Annotated in this window: 9 protein-coding genes; 2 read left to right on the top strand and 7 right to left on the bottom strand. The window is 57.5% G+C overall.

What is annotated here, in order from left to right; translation table 11 throughout:
* Window positions 1–140 precede the first annotated feature (140 nt).
* Window positions 141–347, top strand: a complete 207-nt coding sequence (locus tag H6G13_RS05235; RefSeq protein WP_190482106.1) for a hypothetical protein — start codon at window positions 141–143, stop codon at window positions 345–347.
* A 255-nt stretch (window positions 348–602) separates the two neighbouring features.
* On the opposite strand, the gene H6G13_RS05230 is transcribed toward H6G13_RS05235, so the two are convergent.
* From H6G13_RS05230 to H6G13_RS05215, 4 genes are all read right to left on the bottom strand, one after another.
* The gene (locus tag H6G13_RS05230) at window positions 603–2,285 is read right to left on the bottom strand and encodes a sodium/glutamate symporter (protein ID WP_242028157.1); all 1,683 of its coding nucleotides are present in this window, start codon (window positions 2,283–2,285) and stop codon (window positions 603–605) included.
* A 224-nt stretch (window positions 2,286–2,509) separates the two neighbouring features.
* The gene (locus H6G13_RS05225; RefSeq protein WP_190482105.1) at window positions 2,510–6,208 is read right to left on the bottom strand and encodes a WD40 repeat domain-containing protein; all 3,699 of its coding nucleotides are present in this window, start codon (window positions 6,206–6,208) and stop codon (window positions 2,510–2,512) included.
* Window positions 6,209–6,347: 139 nt separating this feature from the next.
* Window positions 6,348–6,947: a 5-formyltetrahydrofolate cyclo-ligase gene (locus H6G13_RS05220; protein ID WP_190482104.1), complete on the bottom strand. Its 600-nt coding sequence runs from the start codon at window positions 6,945–6,947 to the stop codon at window positions 6,348–6,350.
* Between the two features lie 14 nt (window positions 6,948–6,961).
* On the bottom strand, window positions 6,962–9,109 hold the full coding sequence (locus H6G13_RS05215) for a pentapeptide repeat-containing protein (RefSeq protein ID WP_190482103.1): 2,148 nt from the start codon (window positions 9,107–9,109) through the stop codon (window positions 6,962–6,964).
* A 116-nt stretch (window positions 9,110–9,225) separates the two neighbouring features.
* Here H6G13_RS05215 and H6G13_RS05210 point away from each other — a divergent pair, with 116 nt between their 5' ends.
* On the top strand, window positions 9,226–9,798 hold the full coding sequence (locus H6G13_RS05210; protein ID WP_190482102.1) for a cupin domain-containing protein: 573 nt from the start codon (window positions 9,226–9,228) through the stop codon (window positions 9,796–9,798).
* Here H6G13_RS05210 and H6G13_RS05205 read toward each other — a convergent pair.
* The 3 genes from H6G13_RS05205 to H6G13_RS05195 form a co-directional block, all read right to left on the bottom strand.
* Window positions 9,768–12,986: a UvrD-helicase domain-containing protein gene (locus tag H6G13_RS05205; protein ID WP_190482101.1), complete on the bottom strand. Its 3,219-nt coding sequence runs from the start codon at window positions 12,984–12,986 to the stop codon at window positions 9,768–9,770. The genes H6G13_RS05210 and H6G13_RS05205 overlap by 31 nt on opposite strands.
* Entirely contained in the window at window positions 12,973–15,639 is a 2,667-nt protein-coding gene (locus H6G13_RS05200) for a PD-(D/E)XK nuclease family protein (protein ID WP_190482100.1), read from the bottom strand. The genes H6G13_RS05205 and H6G13_RS05200 overlap by 14 nt, the downstream gene beginning before the upstream one ends.
* A gap of 197 nt (window positions 15,640–15,836) precedes the next feature.
* Window positions 15,837–17,951 carry a chromosome segregation ATPase gene (locus H6G13_RS05195; protein ID WP_190482099.1) on the bottom strand — a complete coding sequence of 705 codons (2,115 nt, stop codon included), beginning with the start codon at window positions 17,949–17,951 and terminating at the stop codon, window positions 15,837–15,839.
* Between the last annotated feature and the right edge of the window lie 65 nt (window positions 17,952–18,016).

The raw sequence follows: 18,016 nt of genomic DNA, 5'->3' as shown, positions 1-18,016 counted from the left end.
AGCGTTGAAGTGCGCGATCGCAATTGCCCAAATCGTGGCCTCCTGGCTAAGCCCAGCAGGATTGTCGGCTAACGTGGCAACTCTGTCGCTTTTTGACTTGCCTCCTGTGGCTAAATCCTCCAATTTTGAGGGCTATAGCTATGTACGCTCAGCTTGCCTTTCCCCAAAAAATTGGTCAAGCGCCGCTGGAAGGTATTACGAGCACCGACGAACGGCTGCCCCTTCGACAGAGCATACCTGCCTCGGAGGCTAAGGTAAATTTTACCTGGCCGCCTTGGACTGTATATTTCCGGGGTGGCCGAGTTTTTGGGAATTCCTACCCGCTGCTAAAGAAGAATCCCCTGTGATTTATCGCTTTTCAATGACTCTAAGCAGAAAAAATTTTGTGTAGAGCAGTTTTATGAACTCTGCAAAACAGGTTCGTAAGCTCTATCAACGTCTTCAGGCAGGTCACTCCCTTTGGGCCGTATCGGTGGCGTGTGCAAGGTGACCATCGTGCCTTTGGCTTGTAGGCTTTAAAGGCTAAAGGAAAGGTGACGTTGTCGAGCAAAGCGCGACCCGCCACCCCCAAAGTGCCGCCAAATTCAATGCTTAGCTGTTTATCAAGAACGATGTGCGATCGCACCATTCTTTCGCCAAAAGGCGAGATACCCAAAAATCAGCCAGCCAATCAAAATCGCAGCTGTGAACCCTAGAACCGGCACCATGCCAAATTGACCAATCAACGTTGGGGCAGCTCCGGTAAACAGGCCGCCGCCCACAATCGGCTCAAAAAAGAGCTGCTTGTAGCCAAAGCTTTCGTAAGCGCCTGAGCGGTTGTCTTTGTCTACAATTTGCAGCAGCACCAGGCCCGTTGCCGTCACGCCCATTGACTGACCCATATCAGCGATGCCTTTTTCAAACCAGTAGGCGGGAAAAATGCGCGGAGCCAGATAGACAAAGGCAAAGACGCTCCAGGCCACACCAGCCACGCTCAAGATCAAGAAAGGAGCCAGGTTTGCGCCCAGTACTGTCAGCGAGATTGAGGCCAACGCCGTTACCACCGTCACATCCAGCGCCACACCGGCAATGCGGTTCATCAGGCGGGGGCTGACCAAGTAGCCGCGCCCCAGCTTCTCTAGGCCTATCTGCACCAAAATGCCGCCAATCAGCGCTAGGGGAAACAGCGGAATATTGCCTAAAATTTCTAGCCCCTCGCCGCCTGCATTCCAGGTGATCGACTCTATCCAAATCAGCCCCTGCAAAATTATCCAGCCCAGGGCAATGGCTAGCCCCACATAGCCAAAGTGTAGGGTCAAAGGGTCGACCAGCAGTTCGCGCCAAGTACCGTCAGGCCGGTGCTGATAATCTTCGGTAGACATCTGCCCTTCTTCCATCTGCACCTCCGAGCTTGAAGCATTCGATGGCGATTGCTCAGACCCGATATCTTCACTGCCAGAAGTTTGCACATGCCCCTTCTTTCGCGCCCAGTCTGCCAGGGCAGTACCGGCAATGATGGCGGTGACAATGCCTACCGTCGCAAGCCCCAGCGCCATGTCGCCCCCTTCCTCAAAGCCTAGATCCGCGAGCGTTTGCGACATGCCTGCGGCTGTTCCATGCCCGCCTTCAAAGGACATCTCAATTAGCACCCCTGAGATCGGGCTCATGCCAAAGAAGGGAACCAGGATCAGCAGCGCAATTAAAATGCCAACTACATACTGCCCCCAGGCGATCACCTGGCCGAGCACAACCTGAGGAGCAGCCTGCTGCCAGATCCGCTGCGGGCTGGGAATCGGCTGCCCTAAAAATAGGGCTGCAAACACCACATTAATAAAGACGCCGGGAGAAGCAGCCCAAACTTCTTGAATAGGCCCCGGAAATAGCCCATTAGCCAAAACGGTTTCTTCGCCCATGAGCGAGGTTGCGATCGCACCCAACGCCTCGCCCCCTAGCAGCAGCGCTATGATGCCCGCCACAATTGAGCTGGGAATAAACAGCTTTTGCAATAACCTGATTTTTTGCCGAACAAATCTGCCGACTAGAATTAAAAGCCCCAGAATCACAAATGCATAAAAGACATCCTGAAAGTCATAGGTAGCTTCCTCGGCCCCTGCTTCTTCGGCCAAGGCTCTCAGTGCCCCAAAAGACAGAAGCCACACTACCGACATGCTAATTGCGATCGCAGAAAACCTGACAACAAAAAATTTTGATCGACCTAGCCCAAACCGGGTATCAAATACCTTTCCGGCTAGGAAAAAGGCGGTTGTCAGAAATAGAAAAAATCCTATAGCTTGCGAACTAGACATTGTATTTTTAAGCAGTGCTTCAAATTTTATTCGTTGTCATTGCCTAGAGGAAACAGGGTCAGCAAACAACGGTATTAAAGGTGTTTTACGTTTAAACAAAAAGCTCTATTGTATTTAGAATTACCGCTCTGTAAGAGCAGCAAAAAATTGCCTCCTTAGAGATATTTCTAGGCAATCAAAAGATGTAAGTTTAAGGTTTTACTGTAAAAAATTGAGGTCTCAATCTAGTAGCTCACCAGCGCGCCTAGAGAGCGCAGCATCTGTTCTTCTGGCTCGGTTAGGCCCTTAGCACCGCGAATATTGACGCCTTCGTAGGGGCGATCGGGCCGCAGCACCTGTTCGCAGGTGCCCAGATCCAGCCGCCAGATGCGGATTTCTTCGTCCTGGCTGGCAGTAGCTAGGTAGCGGCGATCTGGGCTAACACAGACTTGCCAGATCTCGTGGGTGTGGCCACTAAACTCTTGAAGCTTTTGGTTGTCTGTAACAGACCATAGCTCTAGGGTGAGGGTGTCGCTGCTTGCGATCGCAACGAGCCTTCCCTGCCGATCAACCATGCAGCCGTGTAGCCAGAAATGCTGGGGGTGCTGCCACAGACCCCGACATTCCCCGCTGGCCAGGTGCCACCAGCGGGCAGTACCGTCGTGGCTGACGCTGAGCAGATGACCATCGGGGCTAAGGCTGAGGCCGTGGACTTGGCGCTGGTGGCCTTCTAGGGTTTGTAGACAGCGACCATCGGTGATCTGCCAGCGGCGCAAGGTGCGATCGCGGCTGCCGCTAATGATATGACCTTCGCCGGTAAAGACCAGCGCTGTAATCGGCCCAGTGTGCCCCTCTAGCCGCAGGTCATGGGGCTGAGGCAAATCGAGGGACCATAGCCGTACTATGGCATCCTCGCCGCCACTGGCCAGCCAGCGACCGTCGCCGCTAAAGACCATCACCGTCGCTGGCGAGATCAGATCATTGGTGAGAATGCGATGGGCCGGAACCGGTTCTCGCAGGCCTTCACTTCGAGGGGAAACGAGTTCTCCCTGGCTGCTCGTTTGCCAAAGGCGAATCGTGCGATCTTCGCTGCTGCTGGCCAGCCAGCCGCCTTGAGAACTGGCCGTCACCGAGCGAATCGGGGCACTGTGTCCTCTCAGACTGCGGGGGCGACGAGAAAAAGCCCCCGCAGTATTGACCTGCCAGGTGCGCAGAAGCGTATCGTCGTGCCCGGTGATCAGCCGCGTACTTTCGCCATCAAAGGCCAGGCACTTGAGAGAGTAGCGCTGACTGCCCAAGCTCCGTAGACAAATGCCCGTCGCCACATCCCAGACCTTAACCGTGTAGTCGCTCGCCGTGACCAGCAGACGACTATCCGGGCTAAACGTCAAAGACCAAACGGGCAGGTCAAAGCTAGAGAGCTGGTGATGGTAGTGGCGGCTAATCACGTCCCAGATAATCACTGTGCGGTCGGGTCGGCTGCAGGCCAAAAAGCGACCATCGCTGCTGACGGCAATAGCAGGCAGAGTCCCCATCGCCATTGGCACAACTCGAATTGGCCTCCCCTCCTCCACGTCCCAAATGTAGAGGCAAGTCTCGTCATAGCCTGCAGCAAAGGCCATTTCTGCTCCGGCATCGGCAGTCAGTCCAGCAGGCACGGGCATAAACCCCACTGATCGCACCCAAGCTGTCGCCTGCACCTGAAACTGCCAAATCTGCTCTCCCGTTTGGACATCCCATAGGGCAACGCTCTGGCTCTCGCCCCCGCTAATCAGCCGGGTGCCCTCAGCATTAAACTGCAGGCAGTGAATTGGGTCGCCTGTCTCGGCCAGGGTCAGCCGGGGCAGGCCGGAGGACAGATCCCAGAGATAGAGACAGCCTGCCTCGTCGCCCGTCGCCAGTAGATCGCCCTCGCGGTTAAAGGCTAGGGCCTGCACAGGGGCCTGATGGTTATAGAGCAGATCCGATTCGTAGAGAGTGCCTAGCCGCCAGAGCTGAAGGGTGCCGTCGGCACTGCCTACAGCTAGCAGGTCGCCCTGGGGGCTAAAGGCTAGAGACCGTACTGACTTGGCGTTGTTGTCTTCTAGAAATCGTAGCAGTCGGCCCCGCTGAATTTCCCAGTGCAGCAGGCAGCCCTCGTGGTCGCCCACGGCCAGGTTTTGCCCGTCTTGGCTAAAGCTCACCACCAGATCTCGGCCCAGAGCCGTAGCAAACACCGTATCTTGAAAGCGCACCTGGCTCAAGTTGGCCCCCTGCAGGCTGATCTGCTGCAGGTTGGCCTGCCAAATGCTGAGGCTAGAAAAGTCAAAGCTGGTGAGGCTGATATCGAGCGCCTGACACAGGTGGATCAAGTTGCCTGCTCCGTAGCCGGGCTGGTTGAGGTATTGCGATCGCAATGCCTGATGCACCCGCTGCACCCACCCGCTCAAAGCCGTTTCAGAAGGGCAACGCTGCTCCAATGCCTGGGCCAGTGGCTGAATGATTAATTTTAGCTGACGGGCCTGCACAGTTTCAGGAGCCGTTACCCGCAGCAGCGGCATCTGGTGGAAAAGCTCAATGCAGCCTTCTACAATTTCAGCCTCTAGGGCTTGCACCGCTTGCTCTGTGGCCAAAATGCGAACAGCAGGATTGAGATCGAGCCGGGTGCCCATTGCCGGATCCTCTCCGGCATGGTGGCAGAGCGCCCGCCCCAGTAGCGACTGCACCCCATCAGCGGTGGGCGGCTGCACCATACTATTGCTCAACTCTCGCAACGCCACGGGTTCCTGAGCCAGCGCCAGCCAGTAAAGCAGCGAACGCTCTGGCGGCGAGAGACGGCCAACAATCTCCATCAGGCTGCGTCGCTCTAGGTCAGGCAGACTGACCTCATCTTCCAAAAAACGGGACAAATTGCCGCCGTGAATCACCTGCAGATGCGGTGTGAGGCTCTTGAGCAGCTGGGGGCTGCCGCTATAGCGATCAACTAGGGCCTGCCACTCCTCAGGGGCAGCAGCAGGCCAGCCCTGGGCGGTGAGAAAATCCTTCACTTCGGCGGCAGACAGCTCCCCCAGCTCCCACGACTGCACCAGCCGCCCCTGCAAGGTGGCAAACTCCTTAGGCCGCTCCCGGCTAATCCAGAAAACGCAGCTCTGGTGTACAAACCGGGACACCCGCTCCAAAAAATCCCGATAGGCCAAACAGTCTTGCCGAAAGGTGCCCGCCAGTTGATTAGGCTCAAAAAGCACTTCCCCGTTGTCCACGATCAGCAGGCAGCGCCGCTGCGCAAACTGATCCATCACCCAGTCCAGCTGCCCATCCCAACTGCCCTGGGGCGGAGCATCGCTCAGCCAGCCCGCCACCTCATTCAAAAACGCCTCTGGGGAAAGCGCTGAGTGCAGTTCTAAATAGGCACATTGCTCAAACTCAGCCCGAACCTGCTCCGCTACCTTCATAGCCAGAGAAGTTTTGCCCATGTCCGGCAGTCCCCACAGCAGCACCAGGCGGCACCCCTCAGCAACAATCCACTGGGTCAGCTGAGCCTGTTCTGCCTGCCTGCCAGAAAACTCTGAGACATCAATCCGCAAAGCCTGACACAGGGCCAGCCGAGAAGGAGCTGCCGCCTGTTCTGCCGCCAGCTCGCTTACAGCAGCTTGCGGTTTGGTCACCACGCCGTTGCTGGGCTCCGGCTCAGGGAGCTGCTGAGCCGCCCACTCCAGCATGGCATTGCGAATGTTGCGCTTGTTGACGGTGTACCCCGTCACCTCCGACAGCAGCTGCCAGAGCTTAGGGCCAACATCTCGTTTTAGGTAGTCCTCTGTGTAGCCGACGGCATCGTTAGCAATGTCGGTATAGGTCTGATTGTCCCAGGAACCCTTGAGGACGACTCGCTGCACGTCACTTAGGGGCTTTTTTCTGGCGGAAATGACGGTCTGGTTGACCAGGCTAATGATGTCGTCAAAGTCCATTGTTTGTAAGACGTTGCAGACTACCCCTGACTTAACTGTTCAGTCTAACCTGAATTTTTCAGAACTTTTCAGCAACAGCGAGGATAAGGGAGAAAGAAGGAGAGAAAAGGGAGGAGCTCAGCTTTTTCTGCCTTCTACCCTACTTTCCTAAAAAGAGTCCACTCTCACTACAAACCCCCCGCAAAGGCCGATCCCAAAACAGTTTGGGAATCTCGGGCAGGCGGGCGTACTCAAACACGATGCCTACGGTAGGTACCTTGGCCCAGAGGCCGGAGCTAAACATGCGATCGTAGTAGCCGCCGCCGTAGCCTAGTCGGTAGCCCCGCACGTCACAAGCTATGGCCGGTACCAAGATTAAATCGACCAGGGTCGGATCGACCGGGGGTGACTCGGGGTGGGGTTCTAGAATGCCGAACTTGCCTTTGCGTAGGGGCCAGCGAGACTGGCCATTCCAATAGTGCCAGGCAAGCTGATTTTTGCTGACACAGCGAGGCAAACCCCAAGCTCGAGGTTGATTGAGCAGGGGGCTAAGGTCGGGTTCTTTGTGAACGCTGCAGTAGGCCAGCACCACGCGGGCCTGCTGAAAGTAGACCCAGTTTTGTAGGTGGGTGCAAATGCGATCGCTCTTTTGCCGCCACAGCTGATCGGGGATAGCCTGCCGGGCTTTAAGCAGGCGCTGCCGCAAATCGGCTTTGGCCTGCTGCACCTGGTCAGTAGAAGAAGGAGAATCGAACGCCATAGCAGCAGAAGAGTTTAGAAATACAGCAGCAGGTTGAGACCAGGAATCGTGCGGGAAAACGTCCAGAGGAGTAGGGCGACATACATCAGCCCCAACCCCCACTGATACCAAACCAAGACTGTAATGAGTCCCGGCACGTCCTGATCACGCAACCGGATGTCATTAAAGCCGAATTTGAACCAGTTGTTGAGGCTGAAATCGTAATAGTTTAACCAGGACCAGCGCCGGTCTTGCAAAATTGGGGTGAAGCGATCGCGAAAAAAGGGAAATAGGGGGATCACTGGCAGCCGCGTAATCAGCAGCCGCAGCTGCCGCATACTGCCGTCTTCCCTAAGGTAGCTCTCCTCCATCAGATCGTGAAAGCGGCCCTTTTGTAAAATGCGGGCGATGCAGGCCAAGGGTAAAGGCAGCATGAGGACAGCCAACCAGATCAAAATTGGGGCCGGATAGTCAGCCGAACGCAGCACCATACTGAGGCCAATGCTCGCACAGGCAAAAAAGCTGACCCCAATCCAAAGGGCTTGGGCGAGGGGGGGCACGATGGGCGTCGGCAAGCGGCGGCGATAGCGATCAATAAACCAAAAGAGTACTGCAAACCAGGCCACTGCCATCAAACCAATGCCAATGATCAGCCCGACCCCTGTACCGTAACGGCTGAGCACTACCAGCCCATCTAGCCAGAGCCAACGAAGGCAAAGCTGCACCCGGCCCAAGGGCGACAGCGGCCTGCGGGTGAGAATGCGATCGCGCACCTTAACATAGGCCGCCAAGTCAATGCCCTCGATATCCAATAGGTCAGACACACTCAGCAAAGGATGAACTTTGCGGCGGCTAGCGATGGCCTGGGCCTGCGCTTCAGTAAAGCCAATCTGCACCAGCTTAAGCTGAGGAGCCGTATTGACGTTGGTCCCCAGCAGCCGCTGACGCAGCTCCCGCAGCCGCAGCCGCTCGGCAGTATATTCCACCCGATAGGCATCAGAAATTTGCTCTAGCCGCCGAAAATTTCGCACTAGGTTCCGCAGCAGCGTTTCATTTCCCGAGAGAGACGGCACCGAAAACACTTTGCCAATCTGCCCCGGATTCCCTAAAATACGAGCCTGATCGGGGTTAAAGTCCAGGCCAGAGACATTGATATAGGCCCGCTCTTGAAAAACGGCATCACCAAAGTCGGCCTGGGCCGAGAGGGCCACATTGCGAAAGTTGATCGGCTCACTAAAGCGCACCTGCCGCATAGAAAGGGGCGCTTCAATGCGGGCCTGGGTGAAAAACAGCGCTTTGTCAAAACTGCCTTTGAAAAACGAGACAGGCTCCTTCCACACGGTTTGGGCAAAGTCAGCATTGTCTAACCACTGCACCCGACTAAAGTTGGCCTCTTTGATAAAGGTGCTTTGGTTAAAGTTGGCATCGCGCTTAAACTCGGTACCTTGGAAGGTAACAACGCCTGCAAAATAGCTCTGATCGAGGCGAGCGTTTTTGAAGAAAATGCTGTTGCGCAGGTTCACCTCCTGGCTAAAGCGAGCCCCCGTTAGGTTGACATTTTGGCCAAAGCGGGCACCGGGTAGGCTGAGGGACTGGTCAAACTGGGTGCCCTGAAACAGCAGCCGATCCAGAAAGAAAATATCTGCCCCGACTACGTTGCCCGTAAAGTGGGTCTGCACAAATACCAGCGGTCCCCGGATGAGATAAATTTGCTGGGCAGTGCTTTTCTCCTGAATCAATAGGGAGCGCGAGAGCTGGTTGAGCTGGTTTAGACGTTTGCGATCGCGACTCAACTGGGCCTGCGTTTCAGTATCCAACAGCGGCACCAGGGCATCGCCATAGAGAGGTGCTCGCAGTCCCAGCTTGGTCAGATCCAGCTCCCCCAACACCAGCGAGTAGCTCAGGTCTAGGCCAATGGGGCGGCTGCCGCTCTGGAGCTTGTTCTGCACCAGCCGGTAGAAGCGATCGCGCAAATCGCTATCGGCCCGCAGATCGATCGCCACTTGCCGCAGGTCAATCGTCGGCTTGCCGTCCCGCTGATCCAGCGTGCTAAGGCGCTGCTGCAGCATCTCCACGGTCAGCAGCGGTAGACTGGCTGCGCCCCCGTTGCCCTGGGCCAAAGCAGGGGACATCGGCAGCAGCAGATTAAGCAGCAGGCTAAAGCACACTGCCACCCAACCCATCCCCCTGATTTGCCGTCTTACCGTCCCGCCCATGCCCTTAGCAGAATCAATTTTGAGAAAAGATATCCTGGAAAGTGTGCCTTTCTGCTGCCGCCCTGCCCTGAAACTGAGACTGTATGGCCAGCCCCACTCCCTCGGAAGATTCCTTTACTAAAGTTCACTTTGACTTTGATCAGCTGCCGCTGCTTACCAGTCCCCGCCACTCGCTCAAGCTGCGGGGCGTGGCGCTGGGGTTACTGCACTTGCCCGCTAACCAGGGCTACACCTTCACCCACAGCCATGCCGAGCAAGAAGAAGTGTACATCGTTGTTGAGGGCGCTGGCTGGCTCTGGGCCGATGACGAGCTAATTCCGCTAGAGCGAGGCGACGTCGTGCGAGTCTCCCCCCAGACCCGGCGAGCCCTCAGAGCGGCCGATCAGGTGCCCCTATTCGTGGTTTGTACAGGCGGCGTTCCAGCAGGCTATCCCAAATCGGCCAACGCCCGCTACCTAATCGACGACGGTATTCCCCACTACGACGATGTGCCACCCTGGTACGCCGATGACCCAGCCATCGCCGAGCGTAACGCAAATCTGCAGGCGCGAATGCTGAAGGCGCAGCAGAAGCGGGAGAAGAAAGACGCGGAGAAGGGGGGACACGGAAACGCGTCCCCTCCCTCCTACACGCAACTGTCGCAAATCTCCGAATAAGGACAAATGCCGCAGCCGATAGGGTGGGCTTCAGGCTCGAACTGCCCTTTCACCAGCCGATTTACCAGCGCCTCTGAGGACTGGTCTAAATGGCTCAAGGTCGCTGCATTCAGACTGTGTAGATAATCGTGGCGGAGATAGGCCAGGTGCGCTGTGTCTCGTCCGGCGGCTCTGGCGTAGGCCCAAAGCTGAAACTGGTGGTGCTCTGGGTGGAGCGCGGTGTCTGTCTTGAAATCAAGCACAAAGTCAGCCCCTAGCAGATCTATTACGCCGTTTAGGGTAAGCCCCCCCACCTTCAGGGAGACTGGCTGCTCCCACTGCAGGTGGCCCTGACGATAGGCTGCATAGACTTCAGAGTGGTGAAATTTTTGGGCGAGCGTGAGGGCTTCTTGGGCTAGGGTTGACGCGATGGCTGACGGCAGGTGAGGCACGTATTGACTGAGTTTGTCCGCCTCGTCAATGCCTAGCTCCAGCGCTTTGTGGGTTAGCTGACCTAGCTCCAGAGGGAACTGTTGCGGCCCTGTACCAGACTGCAAGCCAGGGTGCCCGTCTACATAGCGATACTTGAACCGCTGGGGGCATAAAGCATAGTCGCTCAGGGCAGTGACAGGCAGTTCTGTAAATCCAGATCCTGCTGGATGCACCATCAGCTGATTTGGCAGCGTTGGCAGCTCTGGGGCGATGGGCTCAACCAGCTGAGCCCGCTCTGGATGGAATGGAATGGGGGTCGGCTCAATCAGGCCTTCTAGGCCGGGCTGGAGCAGGTCAAGACCACCGCCAGACGAACCGGCAGCTGTGAGGATAAGCTGGTCGCGGGCGCGGGTAAGGGCTACGTAGAGCACCCGCTTGCTTTCTTCTCGGTCTGCTAGGCGCTGACGTTGCTCCAAAAGGGTATAGAGGGCTGATTTTTGTGATTCTCCTGCCTCGTCTTCTAGCTTGAGGGCTAGCCCCAGATCTGCATCAAAGCGCAGGGTGGGATAGTCGGCAGCGCTGCTGTGAGACAGATCAGGCACGATGACGACGGGCCACTCTAAGCCCTTAGAGCCGTGAATGGTCATTAGACTGACGGCGTTGCCGCCTTCTAGAGCTGGTCGGGGCACCGCTGCACCCCCTGCGGCAATGCGCTTGAGGCGACGCACCACACCCAGCACGTCATAACTGCCCTGCTCTAAGGTGCGTACCAACTCCATAAAGCCGCTCCAGTCGGCCAAGAGCCGGGCTGAGCCCGGGAGGTTGGCGATGACAGCGGTATAGCCCGTGAGGCGATCGCAAATCTGCAGCAGCCGGGTGGGCGTTTCTGTGCGACGAGCAATCTGCAGTTGCTGGAGGGCTTTAGCTGCTGTCTGGAGATCTGGCGCATTACTCGTTCTCAGGTGCTGCCACCAAGTGGTTTTGTCAGCCAGGGATTGAGCAACATGGTAGAAGGCTGTATCGCTGATGGCAAAGAAAGGGCTGCGCAAGACGGCGGCCAGCGCTAGATTATCGCTGGAATCGGCCAGGAAGCGCAGCAGAGCCCAGACATCTTTAGCTGGGCGAGTTTCCAGCAGATTGCCGCCGCCCGCCTGCAAAACGGGGATGTTGCGGGCTGCGATCGCACTGCCGTAGCTCTCCAGCGGAGCCCAGTTGCGCGCCAAGACGGCAATATCGCTGGGTTGGATGTCTCGTGGCTGGCCAGTGGACTTGTCGTGCACCTGAATTGGGGTCTGGAGCATTTGCTCTACCAGGTCAGCAATCTGCTGAGCCTCAACTCGACGGCAGGCATTGATATGGGTGTCAATCGTGTTGTCTTTTTTATAGGCTTCGTCAATGGAGACGGTATAGAGCTGGAGGGCAGGCGTCGGCTCTAGGTCTTCTTGGCGATAGGCCTCTAGCGATTGGTGCAGGTCACCCAGAACCGGAGCAAACACCTGATTGATCTGCGCCATGAGCGCCTGGTGAGTGCGAAAACTCAGGCTCAGCTCCACTGGGCCATCGGGCGACGGGTGAAGGCGCTGCTGCCACGCCTGAAAAACCTGCACATCGGCCCGCCGAAAGCCGTAGATCGATTGCTTGGCATCGCCCACGATAGTCAGAGTTGCCTGGGCAGTCAAAATTTCGAGAAACTGCCCCTGGATGGGATTGGTGTCCTGAAATTCGTCAATTAAAAAGACTTTCCAGCGCTGGGCGTAGTAGGTCTGTACCTCTGGATGGGCAAGGGCTTTGAGGGCGTGAACTTCCAGGTCGTTAAAGTCGAGCAGGCGCTGCTGGTATTTGGCCGCCTGCAGATATTCACGAACCCAGGCAAAGGCGGCTCGAATGGACGGAAGCATCGCTTCAGTCTGGTCATCGCAGGCGCTGGGCTGCAGCGTAATCAGTCCCGCTTTCAAGGTGCTTTCTGCCAAACCCCGAAGCGCTTTGAGGGCTTCTTTAACTTCGGCTAGCGCCTCTTTACCGCCCCAATTCTGGGCGCTGCCGACGTTGATCTTGAGGCTAGCTAAAGCGGTTAGGGAAGGGGCAATCTCATGGCCTTGTTCGAGAGTTGCGATCGCAGCCACTGCCGTCAGCCGATGAGCCTCTAGCTTATCCCCTGGAGCTGCGTAGGCCGCTAGCGTCGTTTTGCCCCATTGCCAGAGACCATCTGCTAGCAGGTCGTCTAGGGCCTGCTGGCGGGCAGAGGCAACAGCGGGCAACCAGTCGGCTCGCACTCTGGGCAATGCCTGCTCTGCGGTTAGCGGATCGGCTAGCAGCCCTGCCAAAATATCCCGCATTTTGGAGAAAGAAAGCGCTTGATAGAGATGGCCGGGAAGCTGAGCTAGGGCCTCGGACATCTGCTCCGCCTGCCAAATTGGGCTGTCAAACTCCTCCAAAATCTGGAAGTCAGGCGGCACCTCAGCTTTGTCGGGGTGTTCCCGGCAAATGCGGGAAGCAAGGGCATGGAAAGTGCTGATTTGAGCGGCTTCTAGTTCGGCCAGCAGATCGGGGCGATCGGCTAGGTGGGTAGTAATGGTGCGGCGAATGCGCGATCGCAACTCTGTCGCCGCTTTTTCTGTAAACGTTACGGCCACCATTTGCAGAGGCGAGTACCCCCGATTCAAAAAGTAGAGGTACCGCTCGGCCAGCATGTGAGTCTTGCCCGTGCCAGCCCCGGCGGTGACCGCTACGCTGCCGGGGGCGTGCGCCGCCCGCTTTTGCTGCTCAGTCAGTCCCATTGCTGTTCTCCTTACGGCTCAACCGATTGCCCTGGCGACACAGGGCGTCAAAATCGCAGTATTGGCAGGCAGCCCTAGCGTTGTCGGGCTGAACAGGATAACTACCCTGGTGCAAGTGCTCTTTACAGCGCTCAATAGCATCGGGCAACTCGTGCTGGGGCGCAGTGGTAGAGATCGGAATTTTCTTGCGGCCTCGCAGGGAATAGTAGTAGGCCGCTGCCACAGTCGAATCTGGGCAGAGGGCTGGCCCAGCCACCTCCTGATAGAGAGGAAGCTGCAGATCAATACAGGCTTTTCCCGTTTTGTCCTTAATTCCAGGGGGACGGCTGCTGCCCGTTTTGTAGTCGATTAGCACCAACCCGGCAGCAGTCTGGTCAATCCGATCGACCCGGCCTCTTACCTTCAAGCCATGCCATTCCCCTTCAAACGCCCCTTCTAAAACCACGGGAATGGCTCCCGCCGCCAAAAAGTCTGGATGCTGAAGCACTAAAGATAGGGAGCGCAGATGCTCTTGCCGCCGAAAGCCCCAGACAGGCGAATCTGCTGGCATCAGTTCCTGCTCCGCTGCTGCAAACGCTTCCTCTAGCAGCTCAGGGCGAGTCAGATCCACGAAGGGGTCTCGCTGAATTTCGACCCCAATCAGCTCTAGCACCCGGTGATAGAACGTGCCCAGTTGACTGGAACTTAGGTCATCTTCTGCTTCCTCCAGAGGCCCCAGCCTCAGCACTTTGTTGGCAAACCACTTAAACGGGCACTGCCCCAAATTTCGCAGTTGCGACACGCTAAAGGGCCAATCAGCGTAGTCAAAGGGAATGCCGATAACGCCATCGTATTCATCGGCTGGCTGGCTGCTTTCCCGGTGCTGCTCGACAGCAAAGGCGTGGGCGGTTCGGGTTAACACGGCATCCTCAGTCGGCAGAGACTGTCGCAGGAGAATCCGCCGCAGCGCCTCTGGGCTGGCAACTGGCAAGGCTGGGGGAGGTTCTACCGTGAGCGCTAGCCGATCAAGATAGGGGCTGGCCAGTTGGGCCTGCCGTTCCTTCAGCCTGGCATAGGAAAATGTCACCTGCTCTGTCACGGTTTGCAGCAGGTAGTAAAACGCTAGCGCCTCCCGCCTCGCCAGCGCTGCCGCTGCCGCTAAGGGAATGCCGTGCGCCTGCAGCTGCTGCCGCTCAAAGAAATCCAGCACCGGATCATTGCTGATGGGGGCAGGGAGAGTACCTTCTGTCATGCCGATGACAAAAACGTGGGCGTAGCGCGCACCCATGACCGAAGTCGGTCTGTGCAGCTCTACCCCGCCCCGCCCCGGCTGAGCTGGGACACTCAGCGACACCAGCAGATCGGTAAACTGCTGACGCAACTCTGGCCAAGACAGTTCTTCAGCCTCTGGCCGCGATAGCTCCACTAGGCCCGCTCGTAGCCGGTTGAAGGCAAGGCTTTCTCTGGCCCAGCGGGCACAGCGCCGCCGCAAGTCAAAGGCCACGAACAGCGATTGCCACCACTCCACCCAAACGTCGCGCCGCTGCGGTTGGTAGGTCTGGCTGAGCAGAGTGAGATCGAGGTCTAGCAGATCTTTTGCGATCGCACCCCACTGCTCCACCCCCCGAGGATGACGGCTGCGAACAGCAGACCAAAACTCCCCATCAGGATTGCTGGCCAGAGGATGACTCAACAGCTTGGCCGTGGCCTCAAAGGGAAAGCCCGCTTCAATCACCTCCAGCAGCAGGCTCAGCCAGCCGCCCAGACGGGTGCTGAGAAAAGGGGTGTCGTACAGCGCCCGCAGCGGCACGCCATATTCCCAGGCGATGTCGATTAGCTTAGGGCCGTAGGCAGTTTCGTCTCTGGCAACGACAGCAATATCTCTAGCCGGAACGCCCAGCAGCAGCAGCTCTTTTACCTGGGCCAAGGTGCCTCGAATTTCAGCCTCAGCGGTGCTGTAGCCGTGGGCTGCGGCAGTTTGCGGTGGGCTAGCCGAGACTCCTAGAAAAATTTGGCCCAAGGTCTCGCCTGGGGTGCCTGCTGGGGTTGGGTCGGGCACCCGCTCCCAGCCCTGCTGAAGCAGCCAGTTCAGTGCCGCTTGGCTGTCTGTAAAAAGTGCTTGACTGGGGCAGGGAAGGAAGAAGGCGCTGTGGGAAGTTGCGATCGCATTGATCCACGCCAACTCATCTGGCTGCGGCTGAAAATACCCATAGACCAAGATCTGCTGCGGCTGCGGCTGCAGCTCAGCCGCCCGCCAAAAGACTTCACCGACATCCACCAGTTGCCGCTGATGCAGAGCAGCCCGGTACTGCTGAGCAATCTGCAGAATCTGCTGTGTGCGCGGAGATACGGCAGGCGAGGCCGCGAAGCCAGCGCAGCTTTGCAAGATCGACTGCACCGCAGGCATCCAGGAGCGAGCCATGCCCAGCAAATCGGCAGGCTGCAGGGTGTCTTGCAATACCTGTCGAAACAGCGCTTGAGCCATCAGTGGCGACGCTACGCGCCAGCCCTGGTTTTCTAAGCATTTAACCGCCAGAGAACGCAGGGATTGGTGCCGCGCAGACAGGGCTCTCGCAGCCAACTGGGAGGACGTGATAACGGTATAGTCGCCTTGAGCCGCCAGCTGATGAGCCTTGTCGTAGGGGTGCTCATTCCCATATATCCATCGCCCCATTGTTAAAATGGCCCTCTGCCAAAGCTGGAGCCCGGAGATCTGGTCCAAAAAGTTATAAGTACTGAGATCTCTAGGAATCCTGTGTGAGTCTGCCGTTAGGTTTCCCGCATTATTCCCAAGGCAATCGAAATTGTCAGGAGACAGCTCCGTAGCTTCACCCAAAACTCATGTCACAGGAACCGTTTAGGGGCGATTGTCTAGAGCTGTCTGCCCGACTGCTGTAGGGTCGCCTGCCACTCCTGGATCTTGAGTTGGGCCGGGGCAAAGGCTTCGGTGCGGCTGGGCACTCGTCGGGCAACGTCGATGGCGCGGCTCAGGTTGTACTGCGACTCAATTTCTGCCAGCCGGAAAATATCCCAGCTCCAGCGGCTAACGACCTGCTGCGCTTCTACGTATTGGGAGTTGCTTTCTGGCACTTCGCGGGCAATACCAATGGCTGAGATCAGGGCATCTACGGTGCCCCCCTCAGCAGCTCGGTAGGCGGCCTGAAGCCGATTCTGGCTCTGAAGCTGATCTCGCCAACGGCCAATCTCTGCTTGAGCGTCGTCGTAGAGGACGCGGTTGGAGCCAATTTGAGAGGCGGTAGCGACAGCCTCCTGAAGCCGTCCGGAGGCAGCCAGGTCGCGGGCTTGAGCCAAAATCGGGGCATCTTCGCCGCGCTGGATCTGATCGCGCCACTGGCCGATTAGCGTTTGAGCTTCGCGGTAGAGGGGGCGGCCCGAGCGAACCTGCTGGGCAGCTTCCACAGCTCTTTCTAGCTCACCGTTTTGGGCTAGCTGTTCGGCCTGGGTTAGGTAGGGCTGGTCTTGCGCGGTGGCAATGCGGTCTTGCCAGTCGCCAATTTGGCTGCGGGCTTCTTCCCAGACGGGGTTGTCGCGGGAGACCAGTTCGGCTTCTGCGATCGCAGCCTCTAAATCGGCAATTGTGCCCGGTTCAGCCAACCGTTTGGCCCAGTCCAGCCGCGAACGGCCCTCGATTTCGGTGCGCCAGCGGTTAATTAAAGTCTGTGCCTTAGCGTGAAGAGGGCGATCTTGGCTAATGCTTTGCAGCCGCAGAATTGCGCCTTCTAGCCCCGAGTTGCCGCCCTGCCAGGAGAGCTGATACGCATCTGCCAGGGTGCGAAAGTCGGCCACTTCCGCCGACAGGTTGGCTTGAGTCGGAATGTTTTTGAGAAATTCGGTAGCCGTCTGGGAATCTTGGCGCTCTAGGGCAGCTTCGGCCAGATCTAGCATCTCTTGCCCAAACTCCTTGAGCAGTTCCTGAGACTCTGCATACATTGGGCTTTCGGCATTGATGCTGGTAGCTAGTTTAATGGCTTCTAAAAACCCCTCGAGATTGCCTTGGCGGGCTAGACGGCGGGCATCACCCAGCTTATTGAGGTCTTCACGGGCCGAGGTGATTAGCTGAGTTAGCTCTTCGTATTTGGTGGTCTGCCAGTAGCGATTGCCCACATCTAAGAGCTGAATCGCCTTGCCAAAGGCATCGTTGAACTGTCGATTTTTCAGGTCAGCTTCGGCACCCGCATAGATCGCTTCAGCCTCTGTCCAGATTTGGCTCCAGCTAGCCACCTGTTCGCTGACTAGACCGGCGGCGGCCGTCTGCTTGGGAATGCGATCGGCAATGCTGATAGCTTCTTTGAGTTTTCCGGACTGGAAGGTTTCTTCTGCGATATCTAGAATGCTGCTGGCCCAAACCTCCACGCGCTCGTTGATTTCGGTTCGCAGGGGATGGTCTTCTGGCAATTTTTCGACTAGCTTGATGGCCTCCAAATAGCCCTCTACCGTGCCCTGGTCAGAATACGCCTCGGCGCACTGAATGCGGGTAGTCGCAGAGGCTGTGGGCCAGAAGATAGCCCGGCAATTGGGCAGGTTGGGAATGCGAAACAGGCTAACAGCAGAGACTACTCCGACACTGCCTATGGCGGCCAGAGATACCAGTGACCAGAGCGTCCAGTTCTTGGCCATCTTTTCCCAAAGGGGGAGAGCCGGACGACGTGGGGGCGCAGCGGGAGCGGGATAGTCAGGCGAATCGAGATCAAGATCCTGGCCGGCATCGTTTAACCCTTGCCGGTAGGAAAAAGTAGGCTGAGGGGCATAGAGGGGCTGAGGGGACGGTACCGGCGGACGCAGCGGGGGCACAGCCGGGGGCCGGACAGCTTGGTCAGACGGGTCGACCGGGCGGGGCCGCTGGTCGCGCTTGGGCGGCGGCACGGGCGGATAGCCGGGCTTGGGAACCGGGGGGCGAGAGCGCCGGGAAGGTCCACCTTGGCCATTGGCAGGGGGTCGGCGGGAACCGTCACGATTTTGGGGCATAGTTCACCAGCTACCAGGAATCTCCGTCCAAGTTGAGTACTAGCAATACCAGGCTAAGTTCAGCA

Origin of the sequence: Pseudanabaena sp. FACHB-2040 (assembly GCF_014696715.1) — a bacterium.
Classification (GTDB): Bacteria; Cyanobacteriota; Cyanobacteriia; order Phormidesmidales; family Phormidesmidaceae; genus JACVSF01.
This window is presented reverse-complemented; position numbering and strand designations above follow the sequence as displayed.

Excerpts from the sequence above, each read along its gene's own strand:
- H6G13_RS05235 (WP_190482106.1), top strand. The coding sequence starts at position 141 with ATGTACGCTCAGCTTGCCTTTCCCCAAAAAATTGGTCAAGCGCCGCTG.
- H6G13_RS05230 (WP_242028157.1), bottom strand. The coding sequence starts at position 2,285 with ATGTCTAGTTCGCAAGCTATAGGATTTTTTCTATTTCTGACAACCGCC.
- H6G13_RS05225 (WP_190482105.1), bottom strand. The coding sequence starts at position 6,208 with ATGGACTTTGACGACATCATTAGCCTGGTCAACCAGACCGTCATTTCC.
- H6G13_RS05220 (WP_190482104.1), bottom strand. The coding sequence starts at position 6,947 with ATGGCGTTCGATTCTCCTTCTTCTACTGACCAGGTGCAGCAGGCCAAA.
- H6G13_RS05215 (WP_190482103.1), bottom strand. The coding sequence starts at position 9,109 with ATGGGTTGGGTGGCAGTGTGCTTTAGCCTGCTGCTTAATCTGCTGCTG.
- H6G13_RS05210 (WP_190482102.1), top strand. The coding sequence starts at position 9,226 with ATGGCCAGCCCCACTCCCTCGGAAGATTCCTTTACTAAAGTTCACTTT.
- H6G13_RS05205 (WP_190482101.1), bottom strand. The coding sequence starts at position 12,986 with ATGGGACTGACTGAGCAGCAAAAGCGGGCGGCGCACGCCCCCGGCAGC.
- H6G13_RS05200 (WP_190482100.1), bottom strand. The coding sequence starts at position 15,639 with ATGGGGCGATGGATATATGGGAATGAGCACCCCTACGACAAGGCTCAT.
- H6G13_RS05195 (WP_190482099.1), bottom strand. The coding sequence starts at position 17,951 with ATGCCCCAAAATCGTGACGGTTCCCGCCGACCCCCTGCCAATGGCCAA.